Genomic DNA, 20,947 nt, shown 5'->3' on the forward strand with positions numbered 1-20,947 from the left:
TTACCAACCTGGATTCTGCCAGTTTTCGCCAGTGGAAGATTCCATTTTAGTCACTTCAGAAAGGTTGATAGGAAACATCAGATACTTATCTGCATTGGTTCCACGATCTTGTAATTTTATCCTATTATAGATATACTCTTCTCCATTCTTTGTTATTCTCATACCTGTAACAAACTTGTCGGTTTCGTTCAGTATTTTCCACCTTCTTACATCAAAAAAACGATGCTCTTCAAAAGCTAACTCCACTTGTCTTTCGTTGCGATATCGAACTTGAAACTCTTCACTCGAAAGACCTGCAGGCAATGGAGGCATATCAGCCCGTACCCGAACTATATTTACAGCTTCTCTTGCTGAAAGGGCGCCTATTCCGCTCGCTTTCCCTTCCACGGCTACATCGGGGCCAACAGCATTTGAAGCAGCCTCAGCAAAGTTTAGATATAGTTCTGCCAATCTAAAGATTTTCATTAATCCGTCGGCATCAACATTTACATTGGATTTGTAATTATTAAATTTCCGGAGATAATAACCCGTACGGGTAAATCGGGTTTGCGTGATATCATTTGAAATTCCACAATTACCTCCTACAAAAGTTTCGACAGGAGTTGCTGCTTGAGGTGGTATAGAAGTTTCGATCTGGAAATCTTTAATGGTTATCTCATACCCTTCTCCTCTTGTGGGATCAAACCGCAAGAAATGATTTTCAGGAGCTGCTCCGCCGCTCGCATTCACACCAAACCCCCAAGTGGTTATTGCCGTAGAGAGATCGTATTCGAATCTTTTCCATTCGGAGGCTTTTTCAATTGTAATATTGCTGCCAGACTCAACACCTCCCTGCGGACCGCCTGCTACACAGAAAAAGAATTCAGCGTCAGTAACTGTTTTGTTACTCTTGTACTGAAAGCTGATCACACTTTTTCCGGCAGAATTTAATGCTCGCCCAATTTTGGTGGTATGTATCCATGGATCACCTCCGGTGCTTGTTAAAGTGGTTTCATCACCATTAACAGAAACTGAAATATTATTCGCTGCATTTTCTATAAAATCTAACGGATATAGCTCTTTCTCTATATTCCCGGAAGAGAGCGTTCTGGGAGCGTTGTTGTAGTAGATGGAGGCGTAAAAGCGAGGATCTCTTCCGTTGTAGGGGTTAGAAAGATCATATCCGGAGCTTTGATTTATAATAGGCTCTAAATGTTGAGCGTCTGAATATCCCAAGATGGGCATTTCACCGGTTGCTTGCATGCCGTAAGCGTCTACCAACTCCTGAGAAGGACCTGCCCCTGCTTTCTCAACACCTTCTGTGATGGGAGTGCCGGCATATTTCCATACGTTTGTTCTGGCGGCGGTTGTTTCAAATATGGTTTCCTTGTCTACAGAACGACTTGGGTCGGAACGGAGAATGAAATAATAAGCATACGCATTTTGGGCTATATTTTTTGCCGGTTTAGTATTGAATAACTCAAACCCGTGTGCCAAACATTGGTCTAATGCTTCTTTGGTGATTTCCGCGGCCATTGTCCATGTGTACTTACTATTTGCTGTATTCCACAATGGGCTTGCAGCATATAATGCAGTCTGCGATTTGACAGCATATGCAAAGGCGCGGGTAATTGTTCCTCTTTCATTATCACTAATATTCCATCGGAAGCCTATATCTGATTTTCCGCTTTCCGGAATTGTTAATGCAGCATCACAATCGGCAATGATAAAGTCCGCACATTCCTCGAAAGTAGCACGATGATCTTGGGAAAAATCATGAGTAACCTCATAGGGCGTATTTATGATGGGGACTCCTCCATACCTTTTGATCAACTGTAAGTAATAAAATGCTCTTAATACGTGCACTTCGCCAATCCATCCATTCTTTTCGTCTTCATCAATTTGTGCCGTAGCTATTTCAGGATCATTTATACTTGCCAGGAATGTGTTGCATTTTCTGATTGCTTGAAAATAGTGGGCCCATGAATAACTTCCTTCCGCGGGATTGTTTGATGATGATGTCCGGTTATCATACCAGCCATTCACTGCACCATTCACACCATCACTTGCATCATGCGCTTCATCGCTGAAGGATGCAAGTGGAGTCTGTTGTCCCTGATACATAAATCCGACTTGAGGAAAATATGCGCGACAAGAGCCATAGTAATTTCTTGTCAGATAGTAACTGCTGAACATATCTTGAAGCGTTAACCTTCCATCTGAAGGTAAATCAAGATCGGCACAAGCGTTTATACCTAAGAGACTAATAGCAATGATAAATATTTTTATAATAAAATTTCTCATAATCTAAAACATTAGAAGTTTACACTGATACCAATATTAAAAACTCTGTAGGGTTGGAATGTATTTATACTTCCGATTTCCGGATCAATATAGTTAGATTTCATATTATCGAGTGTGAACAAATTTTGAATATTAAACGCTACTCTGATTTTTTCGGAGTGAATTTTATCCGAAAGTTCTTCTGGTAATGTATATGCCAATTCTACATTGCGCAAGCGTAGGTAAGAACGATCCATTAAAAAGAAATCGTTTGCAATATGGTTCGTAGACGGTGATAAAGAGAGTGCAGGATAACTGATTTTTTCTCCCGCAGTATACCGTTCAGGCGTCCAGGCATTCAAATGGATATCATTAAATATTCCTTTTCCCTGATTTTCATAAGCTCCAATGCCACTTAAGAATTGTGAACTTTGTTTCACGCCGTGAAGGAGGAAAGAAAACTCCCAACTTTTCCAGGTGAACCCTCCAACGACACTATACTCCTGCTGCGGCAAGCTGGTATACCCTAAAGGAGCCTTGTCCTTTTCGTCGATGATGCCATCATCGTTTAAATCTTTGTAGATAAAATCTCCTACGCGGGGCGTACCGAAAGAGTAGGTGAGGCCTGAATTGGCCAGTTCTTCCGCCGAATTGAACATTCCGTTGCCATTACTCCTGTCAATCTCATATCCCCAAAGTTGTCCAAGGGGGTAACCCTGCGTACGGTAGGGATAAGCGTAATCATCACCAAGCGAAGGTTCATTGATATTGATTACCTTGTTTTTCGCTTGCATGAAGTTTGCTTGGGCAAACAGTGAAAAATCTTTCGAGAGATGCTTATTGAAACCTAAGGATAACTCAAATCCTTTATTCTCCATTTCTCCTTCATTCAGTTTTGGAAAATATCCTAGTGGAATTCCTTGATATTCGGGTATCTTAGAACTACTGTTGATCAACATGTTATCAACATAATGGGAGAAATAATCAAAATCTACTGTGAACATATTGAGGAATCCCAAATTTATTCCTGCGTTCAACTTTTTGATTTTTTCTGCTTCCAGCTCTGGATTTCCCCTTTCCAGTTCCGAACCATCCGAGCGAATATTATCCAAATAAAGAAGTCTCGCTCCACCCAACTGGTCACTGCCACTGATACCGTAGGACACCCTAAACTTTAGTAAGGAGATGAATGGAGATTGAAAAAAATCTTCCTTGGATGCGATCCAGGCAGCTGAAACAGCCGGAGTAAGTGTATATCGGTGATCCGGGTGGAATTGCTCCGAGCCTGAATATCCCATATTCGCTTTCAGAAAATATTTATCCTTGTATCCATACAGCGCAGAGAGTCCAAAGTTTTGCCGTTTATACGGTAGTACATCACTGGAGGATCCAGCCGATTCTTTTTCTTGGTTTAAATAATAGGTATGTGCAGAAGCATCGATGCTATGGTCTCCAAAACGACGGTTATAGTCGATGCTTCCCAAAAAGTTCAAATAGTAGAAAAATACAGAACCTTTGTTGTAACTTAACGGTGTATTTTCGAACGTTTTATATTGAATGAAATTATCTAATGTAGAAAAATCATCCTCTCGTATAAGTCTCTTAAAACTCTGATTGGTACCCGTCTCATTCCGTACATAAGTTTGATAGGCCATACCACCGCTTACTGAAAGTCCTTCGGATAGGAAACCCAAATCCAATTTTAATCCTGTTTGAGCCAAGATATTTGTCTCAATCACTGTGCGATATCCTGATCGGTTCAACATACCGTATACAGGATTATCCAATCCGTCTACCGTCACTACCTGTTCACTCAATTCAGCATCGTTTTCATTAATCGGTGAAAGCGGACCATACATCGTCGGAGGTTGATTGAATATTTGGCTATATATATCCCAACCCAGATATCCACCAGCTAATATTTCCCGTTTTACATTTCCTGCCAATCTCATATAACCGGATATGTAGTCATTGAATTTAACATCCATGTTCGTACGGAAGTTACCAATATTCACATTGGGCGTAGGGTCATACTTTCTATTAGGTTCGTCTGTGATGATTAAAGGCTCATCCTGATGAATAAAGCTTAAGTTTGAGTAATAACGAAATTTATCCGTACCACCTGACACATTCACGCCTACTCGTTGTCTCAACACTACTTGTTTGATGTATTGATCAAACCAGTTGTTGTTCGGGTATCTGGGATCATTTCCTGCTTCAAAAAGATCAATTTCTTCCTGCGAAAATTGAGTGTATGTGCCTAAGCCGTCTCTTTCTCCGGCCTCATTGCGTAATCTTGCATACTGTGCCGAACTAACGAATTGCGGACGCCGGGTCATCTGTTGAAAGGATTGATCGGCATAGGCTTCCACCTTCAATTTCCCTTCGTAGCCTCTTTTTGTGGTGATAACAATCACGCCTGCTGATCCTTGGATGCCAAACGCTGCAGTTGCCGATGCATCCTTTAATACCGATATACTTTCTATCTCCTTGGGAGAAATAAATTCGATATACTGTGTGGGGGCAATTACGCCGTCAATCATCACTAACGGAGAATTTCCGTTAATAGATGAATTTCCACGAATTGACTTGCTATAATTCCCATATCCGAAGAAAGTCAGCTCAGCGATGTTATTTATCACAGTTAAACCGGGTAGCCTTCCCTCATACGTGTCCGACAGCACATTCGAAGGAGTTTTATCCAATACTTCCCCCGAAACGGAAGAAACAGCTCCGGTGATCGATTCCTTATTATAGGAGTGATATCCAAAATTAACTTCTCCTCCCATGTTGTGGGGATCGAAAGAGAGTTTAATCTCTTTTTCATCCATCAATTGCTCAACAGATATACGGATATTTTGATATCCGGTAGCTGATACCTGAATAAATTTACTCTTCAATTCGACGGGTAACCTGAATGTTCCATCCTTTGCCGTGCGTAAAGTATATTTACCATCTTCTGTCTTGATTATTGCACCCTGAATCGGTTGGTTAAATTCATTCACGATCCGATTCTGCGCATCATTTGTTTCCTGTGTATATGAAGGCACAGCCATTAGTAAACAAATAATGTATAAGGCTATGAATTTAATATTTTTCTCCATTTTATTCAGCATTATTGAAATTACCATCCTGTATTTTGCCATTTTTGTCCCGTTACAGCTTCAAGCGTTGCTGCTTCTTCTAAAGGTAGTGGAAGCAATAAGTCCCGGTTTTGCCATCCTCCTCTCGAACTACTAGAAACATTCTGACGAGTATAGGAGAATCCACCATCATTTTTTTTGGTTATAACCATTGCGGTAAACCATTTGCATGTTTCGCTTAAATTACCTGTTGGTTTTTGCCAGCGTCTAAGATCGAAATAGCGCTGTTCTTCCCATGCCAGTTCCACACGGCGTTCATTGCGTATGCGCAGAATCAGTTCCTCCTGGGATAGGCTTGCCGGCAGATCGGGCATTCCCGAGCGGGCACGAACTTCATTTGCGGCAGCTCGCGCATCATTTAAATGGCCTGCTTCGGCAGCTGCTTCAGCTAAATCCAATAAAGTTTCACCCAAACGATAATATTTCCAGTTTGAACTATTGATTTGATTATTGCCGCTTGCCCCAGGCGTAACCATTTTGGTAGGGTAATATCCTGTTCTTGAGAAGCTTTTGTCCGTTATGTCGAAATTAGGTGCATGTGCTCCCCCAATAAAAGTTTCAATCTCGACTGTTTTACTATCGAATACAATGGTACTACCGTTATGAAGCACTGTTTCATCAAAACGGGGATCACGGTTGGCATAGGGGTTATTCGGGTCATACAGCGTATTTGATGCATTATAATTGGGTTGTAGGTGCTTCTCGTCCAAATAAGGCTTTTCGAGATTAAGGATCGGCTGTCCGTCGATTGTTTCAAAAGCGTCGACCAACTCTTGGGTAGGACTAGCCCCGCATTTGTAGGTATTGGGCATATTACTGCCTATATAACCGATATGCCATACAAACAAACCGCCTGACCGTATCTGGAAAATAGTCTCCTTGTCGCGTGGTGTGGCGGAATAATCCGCGTTTTGAGAAACCAATTGACGTAATGCAGCGCCCGGGCCGGTGCCATAAACAGCCGGTTGTGTGGTCTTGGTAAATAACTCATATCCGTTTGCCTTCAGTTTTGCGACTGCGTCTTTGGCAGTAGTATAGGCCTCTTCCCAATGGTCTTCGCCTTCATTATGAAGCGGGCTAGCAGCGAATAACATTGCTTTTGTCTTCAGCGCTAAAGCTAACGCTTTGGTTACTCGCATTGCATCATCCTGATGGTCGATCCTCCAAGGTAAATTAGGCTCTGTCAAGGCTGCATCACAATCGGAAGCAATGAATTTTGCCACATCGTAGACTGAAGACCGTGTCATAGTTGAAAAATCAGCATCGAAAGGAACAGTCGCTTCCAATATGGGAACTTTACCAAACCATTTAATCAATTCCATATAGAAAAATGCTCTTAATACGCGCGCTTCTGCTTTGAAACGCCCTCTGTCGGTCTCTCTGTTTACAGCTGACTCATCTATTAGCTCAATAAATTGCGTACATAGGCGAATTTGCTGCCAGGAACGTATCCAGTAATCATTATTACCTCCTCCATGTCCATCATAGGCATCCCGCATATGGTGAGAGCTTGCTGAGTTGGCATCGCTGTAAATGCCTGTAATAGGATCATCTGCTGCTTCGTATGAAGTATACGCATCATCACTTGCTGCTATCGGCAAATTTTCATAAAACCAATAGGTGAATCCTTTCTGGGGAATGTTATTATAGCAACTATTCAAAAGCGCTTCTACCTTGTTTGGGTCAGAAAGAACCTCGTCCATCTGCATGTTACCATCAGGCGCCATGTCAAGAACATCCGCGCAGTTATTGAAAAACAGGGCCAAGGGAAGTATTATCCATAATAATCGTTGAAATTTCATATCCTGCATTATTTTATTAGTTAAAATGTAATATTAAGCCCGAAATTGACCATTTTTGTCAGGGGATACACCAAAGCGTCGGATTGTTCCGGATCTACGGTGTCTATTGGCATTTTCTTGATGGTAAATAAGTTATTTCCATTTAGATAAATTCTTATTCTTGAAATACCTAGGGGAACTATCCATTTATCAGGAAAGGTATACCCCATCTCGATGCTTTTTAAGCGCAAAAAAGAGCGATCCATAATAAATACATCGTTGGGGACCTGACTTACGCCGCTAGACATTCCCAGAGCCGGATAAAGAATCTCTTCCCCATTAGCATATCTCCCGGCAGTCCAGGCCTGCTTGTGCCAGCCACTATAAAACCCAACCAAGGCAAATTCTGTTACCCCCCATCCATTGGTATATCTATGCGTTTGTCCCACACCCGTTAAGAGGAACGAAAAATCGACGTTCTTATAGTTTAGGGAACTCGAAATCCCATAAGTAACACGTGGAATGGTAGGATATCCTATGGGTACCATATCACGGTCATTGATGACTCCATCCTCGTTTACATCTACATACATAAAATCGCCTAAACGGGGAGTTCCCCCCATTTGATACTCCGGCAGGTTATCCAATTCCTCTTGGGTATTGATATAACCATTTCCATTGCTATAATCTATTTTATATCCGAATTGTTGGCCGATGCTATACCCTGTAACTCTGTTTCTGTAGGTGTAATCTTCGCCATATTGAACTTCATCGGCATAAACTACGGTGTTCTTATTATAGGCATAGTTTCCTTTTACAAGGAAAGAAAAATCTTTATTCACAACTTTTTTATAGGTTAACTCAGCCTCAAATCCTTTGTTATTTACTTCACCGATATTTACTTTGGGGATATTTTCCAGTGGCACACCTTGCAGTTGCGGAATCGTATTCCTACTGATCAAGATTTTATCCCGGTGTTCCTGAAAGAGATCCACTGTCAGTGAAAGGCTCTTTAACAATTCTACATCGATACCCAAGTTCGTTTTTTTTGCCATTTCCCATTGAAGAGCCTCATTCCCCATTCTGCCTTGTACCACACTTTGTCCTCTTCCCAAGGTTGGAAAGATACCGCTTCCCATATTGATGAAACTTTGATATAGAAATCTTTCATATCCTAATTTATCATTTCCCGTCAAACCGTACGAAGCCCTCAATTTCAAATTACTAATGGATGAAATCTTTTTCAAAAACTTTTCGTTGCTAGCGATCCAACCAACAGAGAATGCAGGGAAGGAACCAAATCGATTGTTCGGTGCGAATTGTTCCGAACCATTGTATCCGTAGTTAAACTCGGCCAGATATCTATCCTCATAATTATAGGTAACACGGCCTACCAATCCCACTATATTATATGGTAAATCGGCGCCATACTGATCCCAATTATCACGCTGGTAAAGGAACATACCGGTAAGGTTGTGTTTCCCGAAAGATCTGGCATAATTCAATGAAGCTTGATAATTGACATAATAACGGGTTGACATACTTTTCGATAAACGAATTGCAACATCCTGATTAGTCCTGATTGCACTATAACCGTTGGTTTCACCGGTATTTCGAGCTACATTAAAAGCGTAGTAATCTACACCCCGTACTCCTTGTAAAACCGTACTTGCATGGCTATCAAAGGCAATCATTCCTTTTGCAGACAATCCTTTCGTGATAAAACCTAACCCCCAATCTAAGGACAATGAAGAGTTCATATTGTTGGTCGTCTCCTGGCGATATCCCCTTCTGTTGATTTCACCATAAGTATTTCTATCTTGTCCCGATTGAGCTACCATTTCATGCGGCGGTACTCCATAACCCGCTACGGTGGTTGGCCCCGGGTCTGTCGGAGGAGTTCCCCATGTATAGGAGATCATGTTCTGCACCATTCCGGCCACACTTCCGCCAAACAAATCAATCGTTTGGGGGGTATTCATCTTCTCGATATAGGTTGCAATATTCAGTGATGCTTTTAAATTATTGGCAATGCTATAATCAATATTTCCACGAAAGTTATAGCGATTCATTTTATAACTTGGATCATAGCCGAGAAAACTCTCCGGTTCTGTCTTGAAATTGCCTCCCTGTCCAATATAACCTGCGTTGAGAAAATAAGTGAATCGGTCCCCACCGCCATTGAAGTTTGCATTTACACGTGTTTGAGGCGCCCAATCTCTGAAGTAATCATGAAAAACATCCCGATCCGGATAGAATACCGGGTCTTCACCGCTGCGGTATTTATCAATCATGTATTGAGTGAATGGCATCTCATTTTCAGTCGCACCGGGGTGATCATTCGTATAGGCCTGGTTACGTAGTTCTGCAAATTCCCATGAATGCAAACGGTCGGCCTTCACTAAAAACTGCTGTATACTTTGATCAACTGAAATGCTAAGTTCCGATTTACCCGGTTTCCCTCGACGAGTAGTAATCATCACAACACCATTGGCCCCACGCACTCCAAATACAGCAGTAGCTGAAGCGTCTTTTAGAATACTGATCGATTCAACTTCGTTGGGATCTATCTTATCGATATTACTCCGAGGAATCCCATCTATAAGGATGAGAGGAGAAGCGTCATTCAATGTTCCTACTCCACGAAGATAAAGATTGACTTCATCATATCCCGGTTGTCCTGAAGTCTGCATAACCGTTAATCCTGGCAAGCGCCCTGCCAATGCAGCAGATAAATTGGCCGATGAACTCTGTTTCAAATTTTTTGTATCAACACTGGAAATAGCCCCGGTTACCGATACCTTTTTCTGTACACCATACGCCACTACGACGACTTCCTCCAATGCCTCCGCATCTTCTTCCAATATAACATTTACGGAAGTGCGTCCACTGATATTTAAGGTCTGTGTTTTCATTCCTATATATGACACATCCAATACTGCATTAGGAGGCACATTGGATAAAGTAAAAGAACCCTCGGCATCAGTTGCCGTTCCATTACTTGTCCCTTGTATCTTTACAGATACTCCGATCAAAGGTTCTCCTTTTGTATCCGTGACGGTTCCGGTCAGAGTAATGTTTTGGGCAAATATTGCCAAAGAAAATGTCCATATCAGTATGGCCAAAATTCCCTTTTTTTGATTTGAGATTTTTCTTTTCATTTCATTTTTTCATTTGTTTAGATTGATAATTTATATGTCTATATAATAATCATTCATGTTCCTTGTAAATTGCAAAGGAAAGACAAGTTTCACGCTTTCGGTTTTTCATCCTCTTCGTCTTCCTCTTTTCTTGTTTTAAATTCTTTGATTAGCTGCTCCAGTTGAGCATACAGGCCGCTCCATTGCGCTTGGTTGCGCATGGCCGATACCAATGCCAATACATTGTAAAGTGATTCGTGCAATTCTTTGCGCAGTGTAGAGGCAGAACCAATTTGGCGTAATTGCGTGTTTTGTTCGGTCTGCATCCCGGCTTCTGATTCAAAATTATCTTGCGACGTTTTTAAGGCATTTGCTTCATCGGTTAGTCCCAGGCGTGTAATCCGTGCCAAGTTTTCTTCTTGCGATAGTTTTTCTATCAGTTTGCGCATCATAGTGTTTTGGTCGGCATATTTCCGCCCTTCTATATCGCCTACATCTTTCAAAATTTCCAGTAATGCTTGTGCATCTTTGCGCTTCGACGATTCAAACCGAAGAAAGCCCTTCAATAAACGCCGGAATCCGCGATAGGCATTATCGCGTTTCAGGTCGAACGTACCCACATCATCTCCTAGCCCGCTATACACTTTTTTCACCACTACCTGTTGGTAGATGGCATTCTTTTCTTCCAGGTCAGCAAGTAAAGGATGGTCCTTCAGGATGGTTTCGACTAATGCTTTTAATAATAAAAGTACGCGTATGGCGAAATCACCCAACGCTTTTGTCGATAATCTTGTTAATGAAATCTTTAACATGATGTTTAATTTTTAATGTTATAAATATTTTTCGCTTATTATGTAAATAAATGTATTTCTCCGATGTTCGGCAGAAATGATTCGAGAACTGCAGGATAATGTCCGGCGAGGCACGGAAGGTGTCATGCATTTCCCGGCTACTATCTTTCGTTTGCCGTTCATGCTGTAGGTGTTCACGGGGAATGAAAGAAGTCCGGCAAAAAACATCCTAATGTTCCGGATGAATGTTTTACGTGTGGCGAAAATCATTCCGGAGTTCCTGTTTAATCTTCGCCGTATGCGAGAGATTAAACAGGAATTTACAGGTAACCGTCGCCGCATGGGTGCATGCTGCTTATCGGTTTTGTAAGCAGCCGTTTGTGCATAGATGAGAGGTTCAATCATCCCGCATAGAAAAGTTGCAGGATAAACGAGAAGAAAAAGATTATAGTATAATAATGTATTAAAATATGTTAAGGGGGGTAGCAATACTATTGTGTAAGAAAGAACATCCTTCCCGACCAATGATAATATGTCAATCTTTTGTGCCATTCTTTGAATTATATAGAATACGCCACTTTTTATAATAAAATCAGTTAGAAAAGTATTTTGTATTTGATTTCTATTTTAGACCACTCTTAAATTTTTCTGGTCGTCTGATTTTACTTGGCAAAGATAATTGTCCTTATTTTATCAATTACTGTGATATGTGATATAAAGACTAAGATTTTTGATATTTAATGTTAAATTAAACCTTCCTTTTCTATTTTGGTGGAATTGAAGCCTGTTTATTTATCAAAAGAATCTGTTCGGAAGGGAACCATCGGTAGCCCATTCTGTTTATCTTATTGATTGTTACCGGTCCGAAAAGTCCGGACGGCTGCAACGGACTTTGGGAGTTATACTGATTAACCAGCGACCATGTTTCCCGTTCCGCTTCGGGCAGATTCAGGTCGCCTATCATGCGGTTCGTCCAGGTATTGATCACTGTTATCTTCAACTCGTTGGTTCCCGTTTTTACCTGTTCGGTAATATCGAGCCGGTAGGGCGGCGTCCAGACGCCACCTACATACGCGCCGTTGACGAAAACTTTAGCCATCGCCGTCAAATTGCCCAGATCGATCAGTATGCGTTGATCCGGTTGTTTTTGGGGAAGATCGAACTGAATGCGGTAATCCGCGCTCCCCGAATAGTATTTAATCCGTTTGTCGGAAGAAGTGCCCCAGTCGTAGAGCGTTTCGAAAGCCACGGGTTCGGAAGGGCCCCGCTTTGCGGCATCGAATGTGACGTTCCAGGGGCCTTTCAATTCCGTAATCACTTTCGGGTCGGGGTAATTGTCTACGATATTTCCCGACACGGGAGATGCCGCGGAGCGGCGGAATACAATGAAAGCGCTTTCGTTGGCCGCCAGTTTTAACGGGACGGCCGTCGATTGTCCTTTTTGCTCGTAAGCCGGAAGATCCCTTATCGAGCCGGTGGTTGCGTCCCATAATTCGGGTTGTTTGCCGGTGATTCTGAATTCGGAATAACTGATTTTTTCTTCGTCCGTTTGATTCGAGAGAAAATAGATATCTATCCCCGGCATCGTTCTATGCCCGTAATGGATGGAATGATCTTCGGGAAGTTTGCAATCGGGAATGCAGGAGATGATTTCAAAGGCTTCTTCCAGGCTCAGCCCGTTCATAATATATCCTTTGCCGTACTGGCGATACTTCACTTTCTCTCCATCGGCTTCCGCCCACAACTCTTTTGCCAGCTTGTTGACTTGTTCGTCGGCTTGGGGTTGGTTTTGCAGGCTCGGCGATCGGGTGGGAGCGGGGCCAAGAACGACTGCTCCTTCATAAACAAGTTTTTTAATTTTCTCAAGGACTTCCGGGCGCATTGTTTCCAGCTTCGGCAGAACCAATATTTTATATTGCGTTCCATGCGGCAGCGTGAGCAGGCCGTCTTTTACTTTCATATCCCGCAGGATAACTTCCGCGTTCATGTAATCGAATTGATATCCCACCGGCAGGGGCGGATCGGTGACGCCGGTCATTTTAGGGGCGTCTTCGCCGATGAAGTAAGCCACGTCCGCCACGTTCAATCCCTGTTGGAGCATCAAATTTGTCCTTTTCAGATATTGGATGAAGACATCCAATTGCGAAAACCATGTGTTTTTCCGGTTGAACTCGTTTCCGAATTCCGCGTTTACCCCCGGATTTTTATCTTCATAAGGTTGGTGGATATACAGATGCAAGAGGGTGTTGTTGATTCCCTCGGCAAAGAACCGGTCGGTGCGTTGTTTCATCATGGCCGGATAGCGGGAATAGGCAGGACCTCCGGACGTGTTGGATTCGGCCGATATTTTCTTCTTCCCGTAAATATGCCCGGCAGAAGTCGCTGCCCGGTTTTCGATATTGCCTAAATCGCCCGCGCTCCAGAATTCTCCTCCGATTTCGTCGGACTGCCCTCCGTACATTAAGAATTCTCCGGGGAATCCCCAATGCCCGTAGTTCTCCAGCCATGTCTTCAGGCCGTGTTTGTGGCTGATATCTCTTAATCCGCCTACATAATCATACGCAACCTTGTCGGCGACCAGCCTTCTCATATCCCATAGAAAGCGGTCGGAGGCCAGTTGGCTGTCGACTACAAGTCCTTCGTAAACGGGTAAGTAAGGAACGGGATTGTAACCGTATTTGTTCTCGAATGCCGCGAGAAAATCATCCGTAAAATTTTGCCCGCCCGTTTCGTAGCTGTCTTGTACGACGACTTTAAATGTCTTTCGATCCGCTTCGGGGATTTTCCTTAATATCTCTCCTATAAACCGGTCGAAATGTTCCGCGACCCATTTTTTACTCATCTTGTCGACTTCCAGCCCTGTGGCTTCCGGCGAGGCAGGGGCGTTGGTCACTTGGGTCGGGGCCATGCCCGTTCTCAACACCGTCCATTCCCCTTCGGGAACATTCCACGTCAGTACGCCATCGGCAGACATGTTTTGCGTAATATCTTTCACTTCTCCGCTTTTGATGGCAAGATTCGCCTCATCGCCTTCAAGATGGGAAGGCCACAAATAGGCATTCCAATAGGGCAGCGGGGTCTGGTGCATTTTCGCTAACGTTTTCTCGGCGTATCTCTCCACGCGGGGAGAGGAGCTGATTTCCACTTCCGCCAAATGTACCGGGGCGCTACTGTTTTTAAAGGTCAATTTATAGCCTGTCGATGAAATCGAAGGAATGGAAATCACGACGGGAGCAAAGGGTTTGAATCCGACATTCAGGTCTATGTTTGAGCGATCAATCGTAAACTCCGAAATGGTTTTGAACTCGCCGTCCGCGCCTTTTGCTTGTAAAATAGCCTGCGTTGATACCGGACGTTCCGTTACTTGTACGGATAAGCTTCTTGCCGTAAAAGGTTCTTTTGTATCGAAGAAAATACTGAATTCACCGCTTTCGGGGATGTTGATCCCTGTCGTATTGTTCTTGTCGATAATTTTTGCAAGTTCCGTTATGGAAGGAGAAGAGCTGATTGCCGTATTTTGAACCGTTAATGAGTTTTGATTACCGGTCGTGACGGGATAAGCGATGACTTTCACATCCTGGAAAAATCCTTCGGGTTTCAGTAATGGAATAGAGATTTTTTGCGGTCCCTTAACCGTTGTTTTAGAAGACGTCAGGTATCGCATGGACTGTTCCGGTTTAATCCATGGCCCGCCGGATTGGCTCCAACCGGGAGAGTTGAAGATGCCGATCTCGATATTTAATTCGGTCGCCGTTTTCAGCGCTGCATGTAAAACGTCCCACCACTCGTCGCTCCATATTTTCACTTTTCCGAAAGGAAGGTTGTTAATGCCTATATTGCCGATGAACGCGCGATTTATTCCGACTTCTTTCATCGCATGGAGGTCTTTCACGACTCCTTCTTTGGAGAGATGGTCGGAGATCCAATACCAATACACACTTGTCTGAATAGAATCGGGAGGTGTCACGAAGCCGCTTTCCAACGATTCCGGTGATAAGGCAGGCTTCTCTTCGCTGCATTGCGAAGCGCAAAAAGTAAATGCCATCACGATTGTCACTAAATTAAATATTCTCTTTTTCATTATAAATGCCTTCTTTTTAGTTCCCTTTATTCTATTTTTTTTTATTCTCTATTGTGTTGTTGTATATACAAAATTGAACCTTCCTCCCGGAGCGGTATCCCCGTTTACATAAAAATCCATGATATTACCGTTTTCCTGCATGTTGTCATTCCATTTAAATTCGATATCAATATCTTTATCTTCTAAAAGAAGAAAAGCTCTGTCGGTTTTGATTTCGAGATGGTTATCTTTTACTGCGTATGAGCATTCAGCTATTTTTTGCCACTCCCAACGATTGCCGATATTCTTTTCCATAACGGCTTTTTTCTTTCCTGGACTCTGGCGGTTAATGATAAAATCATAACCATACCAACCTGTTGATTTATCTCTGTCGCTATCGATGAGAAGCATCATCCAGTTCCTGTCGGATGAAGGAGACAATTTTTCATCTGCCTCTACATAAAAATAGATACTCCGGTCATCTCGGGCTACCTTCGTTAGAACAATATCATTTCGCCCCGTATTATTTATATAATAGGTGTCGTTCCGGCCGCGATGATTGCGAGGAAATGTATTTCCCTTGTAATGCCGGTAACAAGGCAACACATTCTCCCATTGTTCGGCGGATTTACCTATTTGTATCGTTTTAGGAGCCGATGTTTTTTCAGGAGGAGACATACCTTTGAATTTCCTGACATTATCGATTAATTGTAAATAATATACATCCCCTTTGTCACCCCAACCTTTGTTGGGCTCGATATCCCGGCTATGCTCCCAATCGAACTGATCGACGAATGAAAAAGGATCGCCGGTCCATCCATGCTTAGGAAGCCATTGGCCTGCGGTGAATTCATTCCATCCGGTTACGAAAACTAATTCCGGATCGAGCTCAAAAGCCCGGTCCCATTGTTCCTGAAAATTCCAACCATATAGATAGCCGTCTACGCGGGGATCGAAGCCGTTTTGCTTGGAAAAGCTCCTGCCTTGCGATCCGGGCAGGTTAAAGGCGCTGCAATGTCCTTTGGTTTCCGGGGCGGCATTTTGCGCTACACCTACCGTGACTTGCTCATAAGCGCCGTCGCTGGTTTTTATGTACCCGTGTTGCGGATAATTCTCCAGCCAGCCCCATTGGTCGTTTCTTGCCGGCCCGCTCACATAATCGGGTTGTCCCGGCCTGAAAGTGAAGAATGAGGCGATCTCCTTGTCTTCCGGTGAATCGGAAAGGTTATCGGGATAAGCCATGATACATGGTTTCCCTTTCCAATAAAACCATAAGTTTTCGTATCTTCCGGGGTTGTAGACATCCCGATATAATTGGCGGAGCGAAGTCAACGAATAATGAGAATACCCAAAAGGAAGCATAAAAGCTATTTTCGGCACTTTCACCCCGTCTTTCTGCGCCTGATCCCATGTTTTCAGCAACGCTTCGTACGAATCCTGCCATGTCAACGAACCGTTGGTGCAATCGAAGAAGACGACATCGACTTTTGCGTCGGCCAGCATTTCGGCATGTTTTCTCAATACCCACGGATCGGTCGTTTTATAATATCCCAGTAACGGTTGTTCCCAAAAGAAAAATCCGGGCTTTTGTTTGCCCCATGCCGGATGGTTATAATCTTTCATTGCCGACGGATGTTTCCGTACTATTTCCGTGATATTTTTTACGGTCGTTGTGGTATCGTCGTCGCCTTGATGCCATGTCCAGTAAAACATGGCCACGTATTTTTCCTTTTCTTTTCCGGCATCTTTAAAATCCCTGATTTTACGCCCCAAAGCATCCGTTGCCGTCCACAGATCGCTATTTACTTCCTGGGCATTCAATTGCAGCAACGAAAAGAAAGCCAGGATACAGCTTAGAGTAACTATTTTTTTACGGAATTTCGATTTCATCATTTATTTTACAATCTACATCAATCTTTTATCAATCTATATCGATCTTCAATGTACCACCTTCACTCCCTTAGGTGCCTTGTAGGTCGTTTTTATTTTTCCGTCCGGTTGTTTCACATGTTTTACGTACAATACGCCGTGTGATGTCGGATAGGTGCCTTCTGCGTAATTTAGCGATCCCAGATGAGGTTGTAGCCGAATCACCCGGGCACCGGGTTCAAGCACTTTTATGCCTAATATATGCTTTGTTAGCCAGGTTGTCGGCCCCGACGCCCATCCATGACAGAGACTTCCCCGTAGCCCGATATAACAATGCGCTCCTCCATCGGCATGGATATCGTATTTGCCTTCGGGAACGATTTCGTCGATTCGGGCAGCGTTTATCCGTTCTTCGTATACGAAGTTTTCCCAAAATGTGGTCGCACCTAAGTCGAGCATAGCACCCCAATAGTTCGAGATCAGGTCAATCGCTTCCTGATATTTGCCGTCTTTAGCCAACGCTTCCAACATATAATATCCGTAGAAAGTGGCGAAATCTTTCGCTCCGTCTTTCAGAATAACCTCCGAAGCTGCGTTGGGTGATAAATTTCCGGCTAATGACAAAAGGGCTGCCGCCTGTTTATTACCATGATGACTAGGCTGCTGTTTTTTTGATAAAGCCAACGCATCCGTACATGTTTTTTCTAATCCTTTATCCTTTAGCCATCCGGCGATATCTTTTCCCGCTTCGAGCGTTAAGATGGTCAACGCTTGCAACCCCGAATGGATGACATCCTTATTTCCATCCGTAGGCCAATCGAGAAAACGACCTCCGTCCAGGTTTTCTTTTCCATCGACAATTTTAGAAACTATTTGATCGATCAGGGATGTAAGATAGGGTTGTTGCTCTTTCAGGTATTCCCAATCTCCTTGACGCAGATATAAATCCCGATGAATAATCACCCACCAGAGGGAATAAGAAGAGATGCCGTTCATCCAGCCGGGCAACGGAGTGGTATTCCTGCCGAAATCCAAACTTTTCCTGACAACTTCATTTTCACCGAAAACCGTATTTACGGCCAATACCTCGGGATGCAAGTCGCCCAACCATACCAAGCGGTCTCTTTTTATTCCGTCCCATAAATATTCCTGCATGTTCAAATGAACGGTATAAGCCCCTACCTGCCATATTTTATTGAGCCGTTCATTGTCGCAGGTAAAGGATCCCAAATAGGGGATATCCCTGTAACGGAAAATGGCACGTATCGAACGGATAGGGAACTCTACATCTTCGTCCAGAAGATCGATACGGACAAAACGAAATCCCGAATTACCCACTTCCACCGTTCCCAGCCACGGAACTTCCAAAGTGAAGTCCCTCAGAGAATGGTCATTCGTTGCCGAGTTCATGCCGGGTACGGTATTGTCTATGGCATTGCTCATGGCTTCGGAGACGGATTCTCCAAGGCGCACCCGTATTTTGACGGGCTTCTTCTCGCCTCGTATGGCGGCTGCAATTTGAATACCACCATACAGTTCGGTTCCATAATCCAATAGAATCGAAGCTTGTTTGTCCTTGTCCGATCGCAGGATGCACATTCCTTCACCGCTTGTAGATAATTGTCCGTCGAATCCGGAGAGTAAAACATCCTGATTTTTTACATACTTGTTGTCTTGATCGGATAACCATACGATTTTTTTCGGCGTAACATAACTTTTCGATATCAGGTCGTCCTGTAATTGTTCATCGAAATTATTTCGTAAAATATTATTTTGAGCGAAAAGAATATTTACGCAAAATAAAAAAGAGACGATAGGTAAAAATGTAACTTTCATTTGTCTGTAACTGTATTATTCCTGCATTATGTTCGTTTTGTTCTTTCTTGCATAGGAATGATTATTTCCTGCATCCCGGTAATCCAGAGGAGTAACCCCGACTCTCTTTTTGAATAAGGAAAGGAAATATTCATACGAGCTGTAGTTCAACCGATAAGCAATTTCTTTAATCGATAGGTTGGTTTCCGCCAGCAGTTCCTTTGCTTTTCGTAATTTGATTTCATGAAAATATTTAGCCGGGGGATAGCCTGTATATTCTTTAAAGACCTTCCGAAACCATGAATAACTTGTGCCTAACTTTCTGGCCAATTGATCGAAATCAATTTCTCTTGAGATATTTTCATTCATGATGATCTTAGCCCGTTCAATAAGTTGTCCCGTATCATTTATCTCAAAGTTCTTGTTTTGGGAAAGGGACAAAATCATTCCCAGAATGTGTAACGCGATTCCGGCCAAATATTGTTGTGAAGCGATTTTATCCTCATTCGCTACTTTGATGGCCGTGATAAATAAATTGACCAAGTCCTCGTTAAAACCCACATCCAATATTTGGGTTTTCTTGGAAATGAATTCGTTTTCTGACAATTGATCGGCAAAAGGCCCTTCGAAACCAATGTAATATTCATTCCATCCCGTAGATTGTAACGGATGGTAACTATGCCATTGTCCCGGGAACAAAACAATAACCTGGCCTTTCCGTATCGACGTTTTCTTGGTCGATTCGGACTCGAACACCCCTTTTCCTTTGCTAATATAGATGAATTGATATTCGCAGAGTGTTCGACCTTTCAGAGGATCGAAATAATAGGCCTTCGGATGTTTTATCGAAGGATATAAGGTGTTTTCTGCGATGGGTTGAAATCCCACCGTATTGACCGTTAATCCGAATGTTTTATCTTTTCCATTAACGATCAGATATTTAAAATTTATTCCTAAGTTATTGAATTGCATGGTGCCTGTTTTTATATAAGATGAAACGGATTCTTCATAGCTCCCTGCAAATATACCTATAATTTTTTATATCCGTTTGTCATCAAAATAAATTCGGAATAATTAAAGAAAAGATCAGTACGGCCATACCGACAGTCAGATAAGCGACCGCTTTTTTGCCGGCGCCGTTCCATTCCTTGAGCAGGATACCCCACACATTGCTGAACACGACGTTCAACGACATGAGTATACTCCATGAAAAAGCCATCATGACGCTCTCCGGCTCAAAAAAACTTTGTCCCATCCCCAGTCCGAAGAATTGGGAATACCAAAGCAAGCCGGCCAGCGCACAAAAAAGCAGGTTGTTGACGAATATTTTTTTGGGTGTTTTACTTATTTCACCCGATGTCTTATTCTTGCGATTCATATAGACGCAATATACCAGATTGGTGATAAAACCTCCGATGGTGACTAGTAATGTTACCGGATTCTGGGCAAACAATTCTTTTGCTCCCAATGCTATTGCAGCCTCTTTTACCGGTATGCCCGCGTTTAGCCCCAGACTGAAACATGCGCTCATTACCCCCGAAAGCAGGGCGATAAGCAAACCCTTCTTCAATGCAAAATCTTTAATGGCTTTCTTGCGTTCTTCTTCCGACATGTTTTTAGAACGCAAACTTCCGGCATATCCTACCAATACGATACCTGTCAGGGTGACAATCACACTCAATAACAATATCAAACCTTTAGGCGAGAAAAGATTGTCGCCCGCCAAAACAGCAGGAATAAGCGTACCGAAGGCGGCGCAGGTGCCCAATGCTACGGATTGTCCCAAGGCAATTCCTAAAAAGCGCATGCTCAATCCGAAAGTAAGGCCGCCTATTCCCCATAATACGCCGTAACCGACCGACTTGAACGCCGCTGCAGAATTTGCGCCGTAAATGGTTATCAAATCGGGCAGGGAATTGGCGATAAGTGCGCCTAATACAGGGAAAACCAGCCATGCGAAAATTCCCTGCATCAGCCAGAAGTTTTCCCACGACCAGTTTTTCACTTTGTTAATGGGAACGTATGAGCTCGATTGGCCCATACTTCCCACTGCAATAATCAAAAGTCCTATAAGCGTGTTCATTCC

At 43.0% G+C, this 20,947-nt stretch carries 10 protein-coding genes; all 10 read right to left on the reverse strand.

Features of this window, described 5'->3' with window-relative positions; translation table 11 throughout:
* Positions 1 to 2,283 (reverse strand): RagB/SusD family nutrient uptake outer membrane protein, encoded by a 2,283-nt coding sequence (locus tag ABNK31_RS06925; protein WP_418894943.1) that lies wholly within the window; start codon positions 2,281 to 2,283, stop codon positions 1 to 3.
* A gap of 11 nt (positions 2,284 to 2,294) precedes the next feature.
* Positions 2,295 to 5,366 carry a SusC/RagA family TonB-linked outer membrane protein gene (locus ABNK31_RS06930; RefSeq protein ID WP_418894944.1) on the reverse strand — a complete coding sequence of 1,024 codons (3,072 nt, stop codon included), beginning with the start codon at positions 5,364 to 5,366 and terminating at the stop codon, positions 2,295 to 2,297.
* Between the two features lie 20 nt (positions 5,367 to 5,386).
* On the reverse strand, positions 5,387 to 7,216 hold the full coding sequence (locus ABNK31_RS06935; RefSeq protein ID WP_418894945.1) for a RagB/SusD family nutrient uptake outer membrane protein: 1,830 nt from the start codon (positions 7,214 to 7,216) through the stop codon (positions 5,387 to 5,389).
* 11 nt (positions 7,217 to 7,227) lie between these two features.
* Complete coding sequence (locus tag ABNK31_RS06940; protein WP_418894946.1) at positions 7,228 to 10,347, reverse strand: SusC/RagA family TonB-linked outer membrane protein; 3,120 nt, start codon at positions 10,345 to 10,347, stop codon at positions 7,228 to 7,230.
* An 89-nt stretch (positions 10,348 to 10,436) separates the two neighbouring features.
* Positions 10,437 to 11,138, reverse strand: coding sequence for a DUF6261 family protein (locus ABNK31_RS06945; RefSeq protein ID WP_418894947.1), 702 nt, complete (start codon positions 11,136 to 11,138; stop codon positions 10,437 to 10,439).
* A 742-nt stretch (positions 11,139 to 11,880) separates the two neighbouring features.
* Positions 11,881 to 15,198, reverse strand: coding sequence for a glycosyl hydrolase (locus ABNK31_RS06950; protein WP_418894948.1), 3,318 nt, complete (start codon positions 15,196 to 15,198; stop codon positions 11,881 to 11,883).
* 48 nt (positions 15,199 to 15,246) lie between these two features.
* Positions 15,247 to 17,070 carry a hypothetical protein gene (locus tag ABNK31_RS06955; protein WP_418894949.1) on the reverse strand — a complete coding sequence of 608 codons (1,824 nt, stop codon included), beginning with the start codon at positions 17,068 to 17,070 and terminating at the stop codon, positions 15,247 to 15,249.
* 45 nt (positions 17,071 to 17,115) lie between these two features.
* Positions 17,116 to 18,882, reverse strand: coding sequence for an alpha-L-rhamnosidase (locus ABNK31_RS06960; protein WP_418894950.1), 1,767 nt, complete (start codon positions 18,880 to 18,882; stop codon positions 17,116 to 17,118).
* A 15-nt stretch (positions 18,883 to 18,897) separates the two neighbouring features.
* Positions 18,898 to 19,833 carry an AraC family transcriptional regulator gene (locus ABNK31_RS06965; protein ID WP_418894951.1) on the reverse strand — a complete coding sequence of 312 codons (936 nt, stop codon included), beginning with the start codon at positions 19,831 to 19,833 and terminating at the stop codon, positions 18,898 to 18,900.
* 82 nt (positions 19,834 to 19,915) lie between these two features.
* The gene (rhaT, locus tag ABNK31_RS06970) at positions 19,916 to 20,944 is read right to left on the reverse strand and encodes an L-rhamnose/proton symporter RhaT (protein WP_418894952.1); all 1,029 of its coding nucleotides are present in this window, start codon (positions 20,942 to 20,944) and stop codon (positions 19,916 to 19,918) included.
* Between the last annotated feature and the right edge of the window lie 3 nt (positions 20,945 to 20,947).

It is taken from the genome of Limibacterium fermenti (genome assembly GCF_041902845.1).
Lineage (GTDB): Bacteria > Bacteroidota > Bacteroidia > Bacteroidales > Dysgonomonadaceae > Limibacterium > Limibacterium fermenti.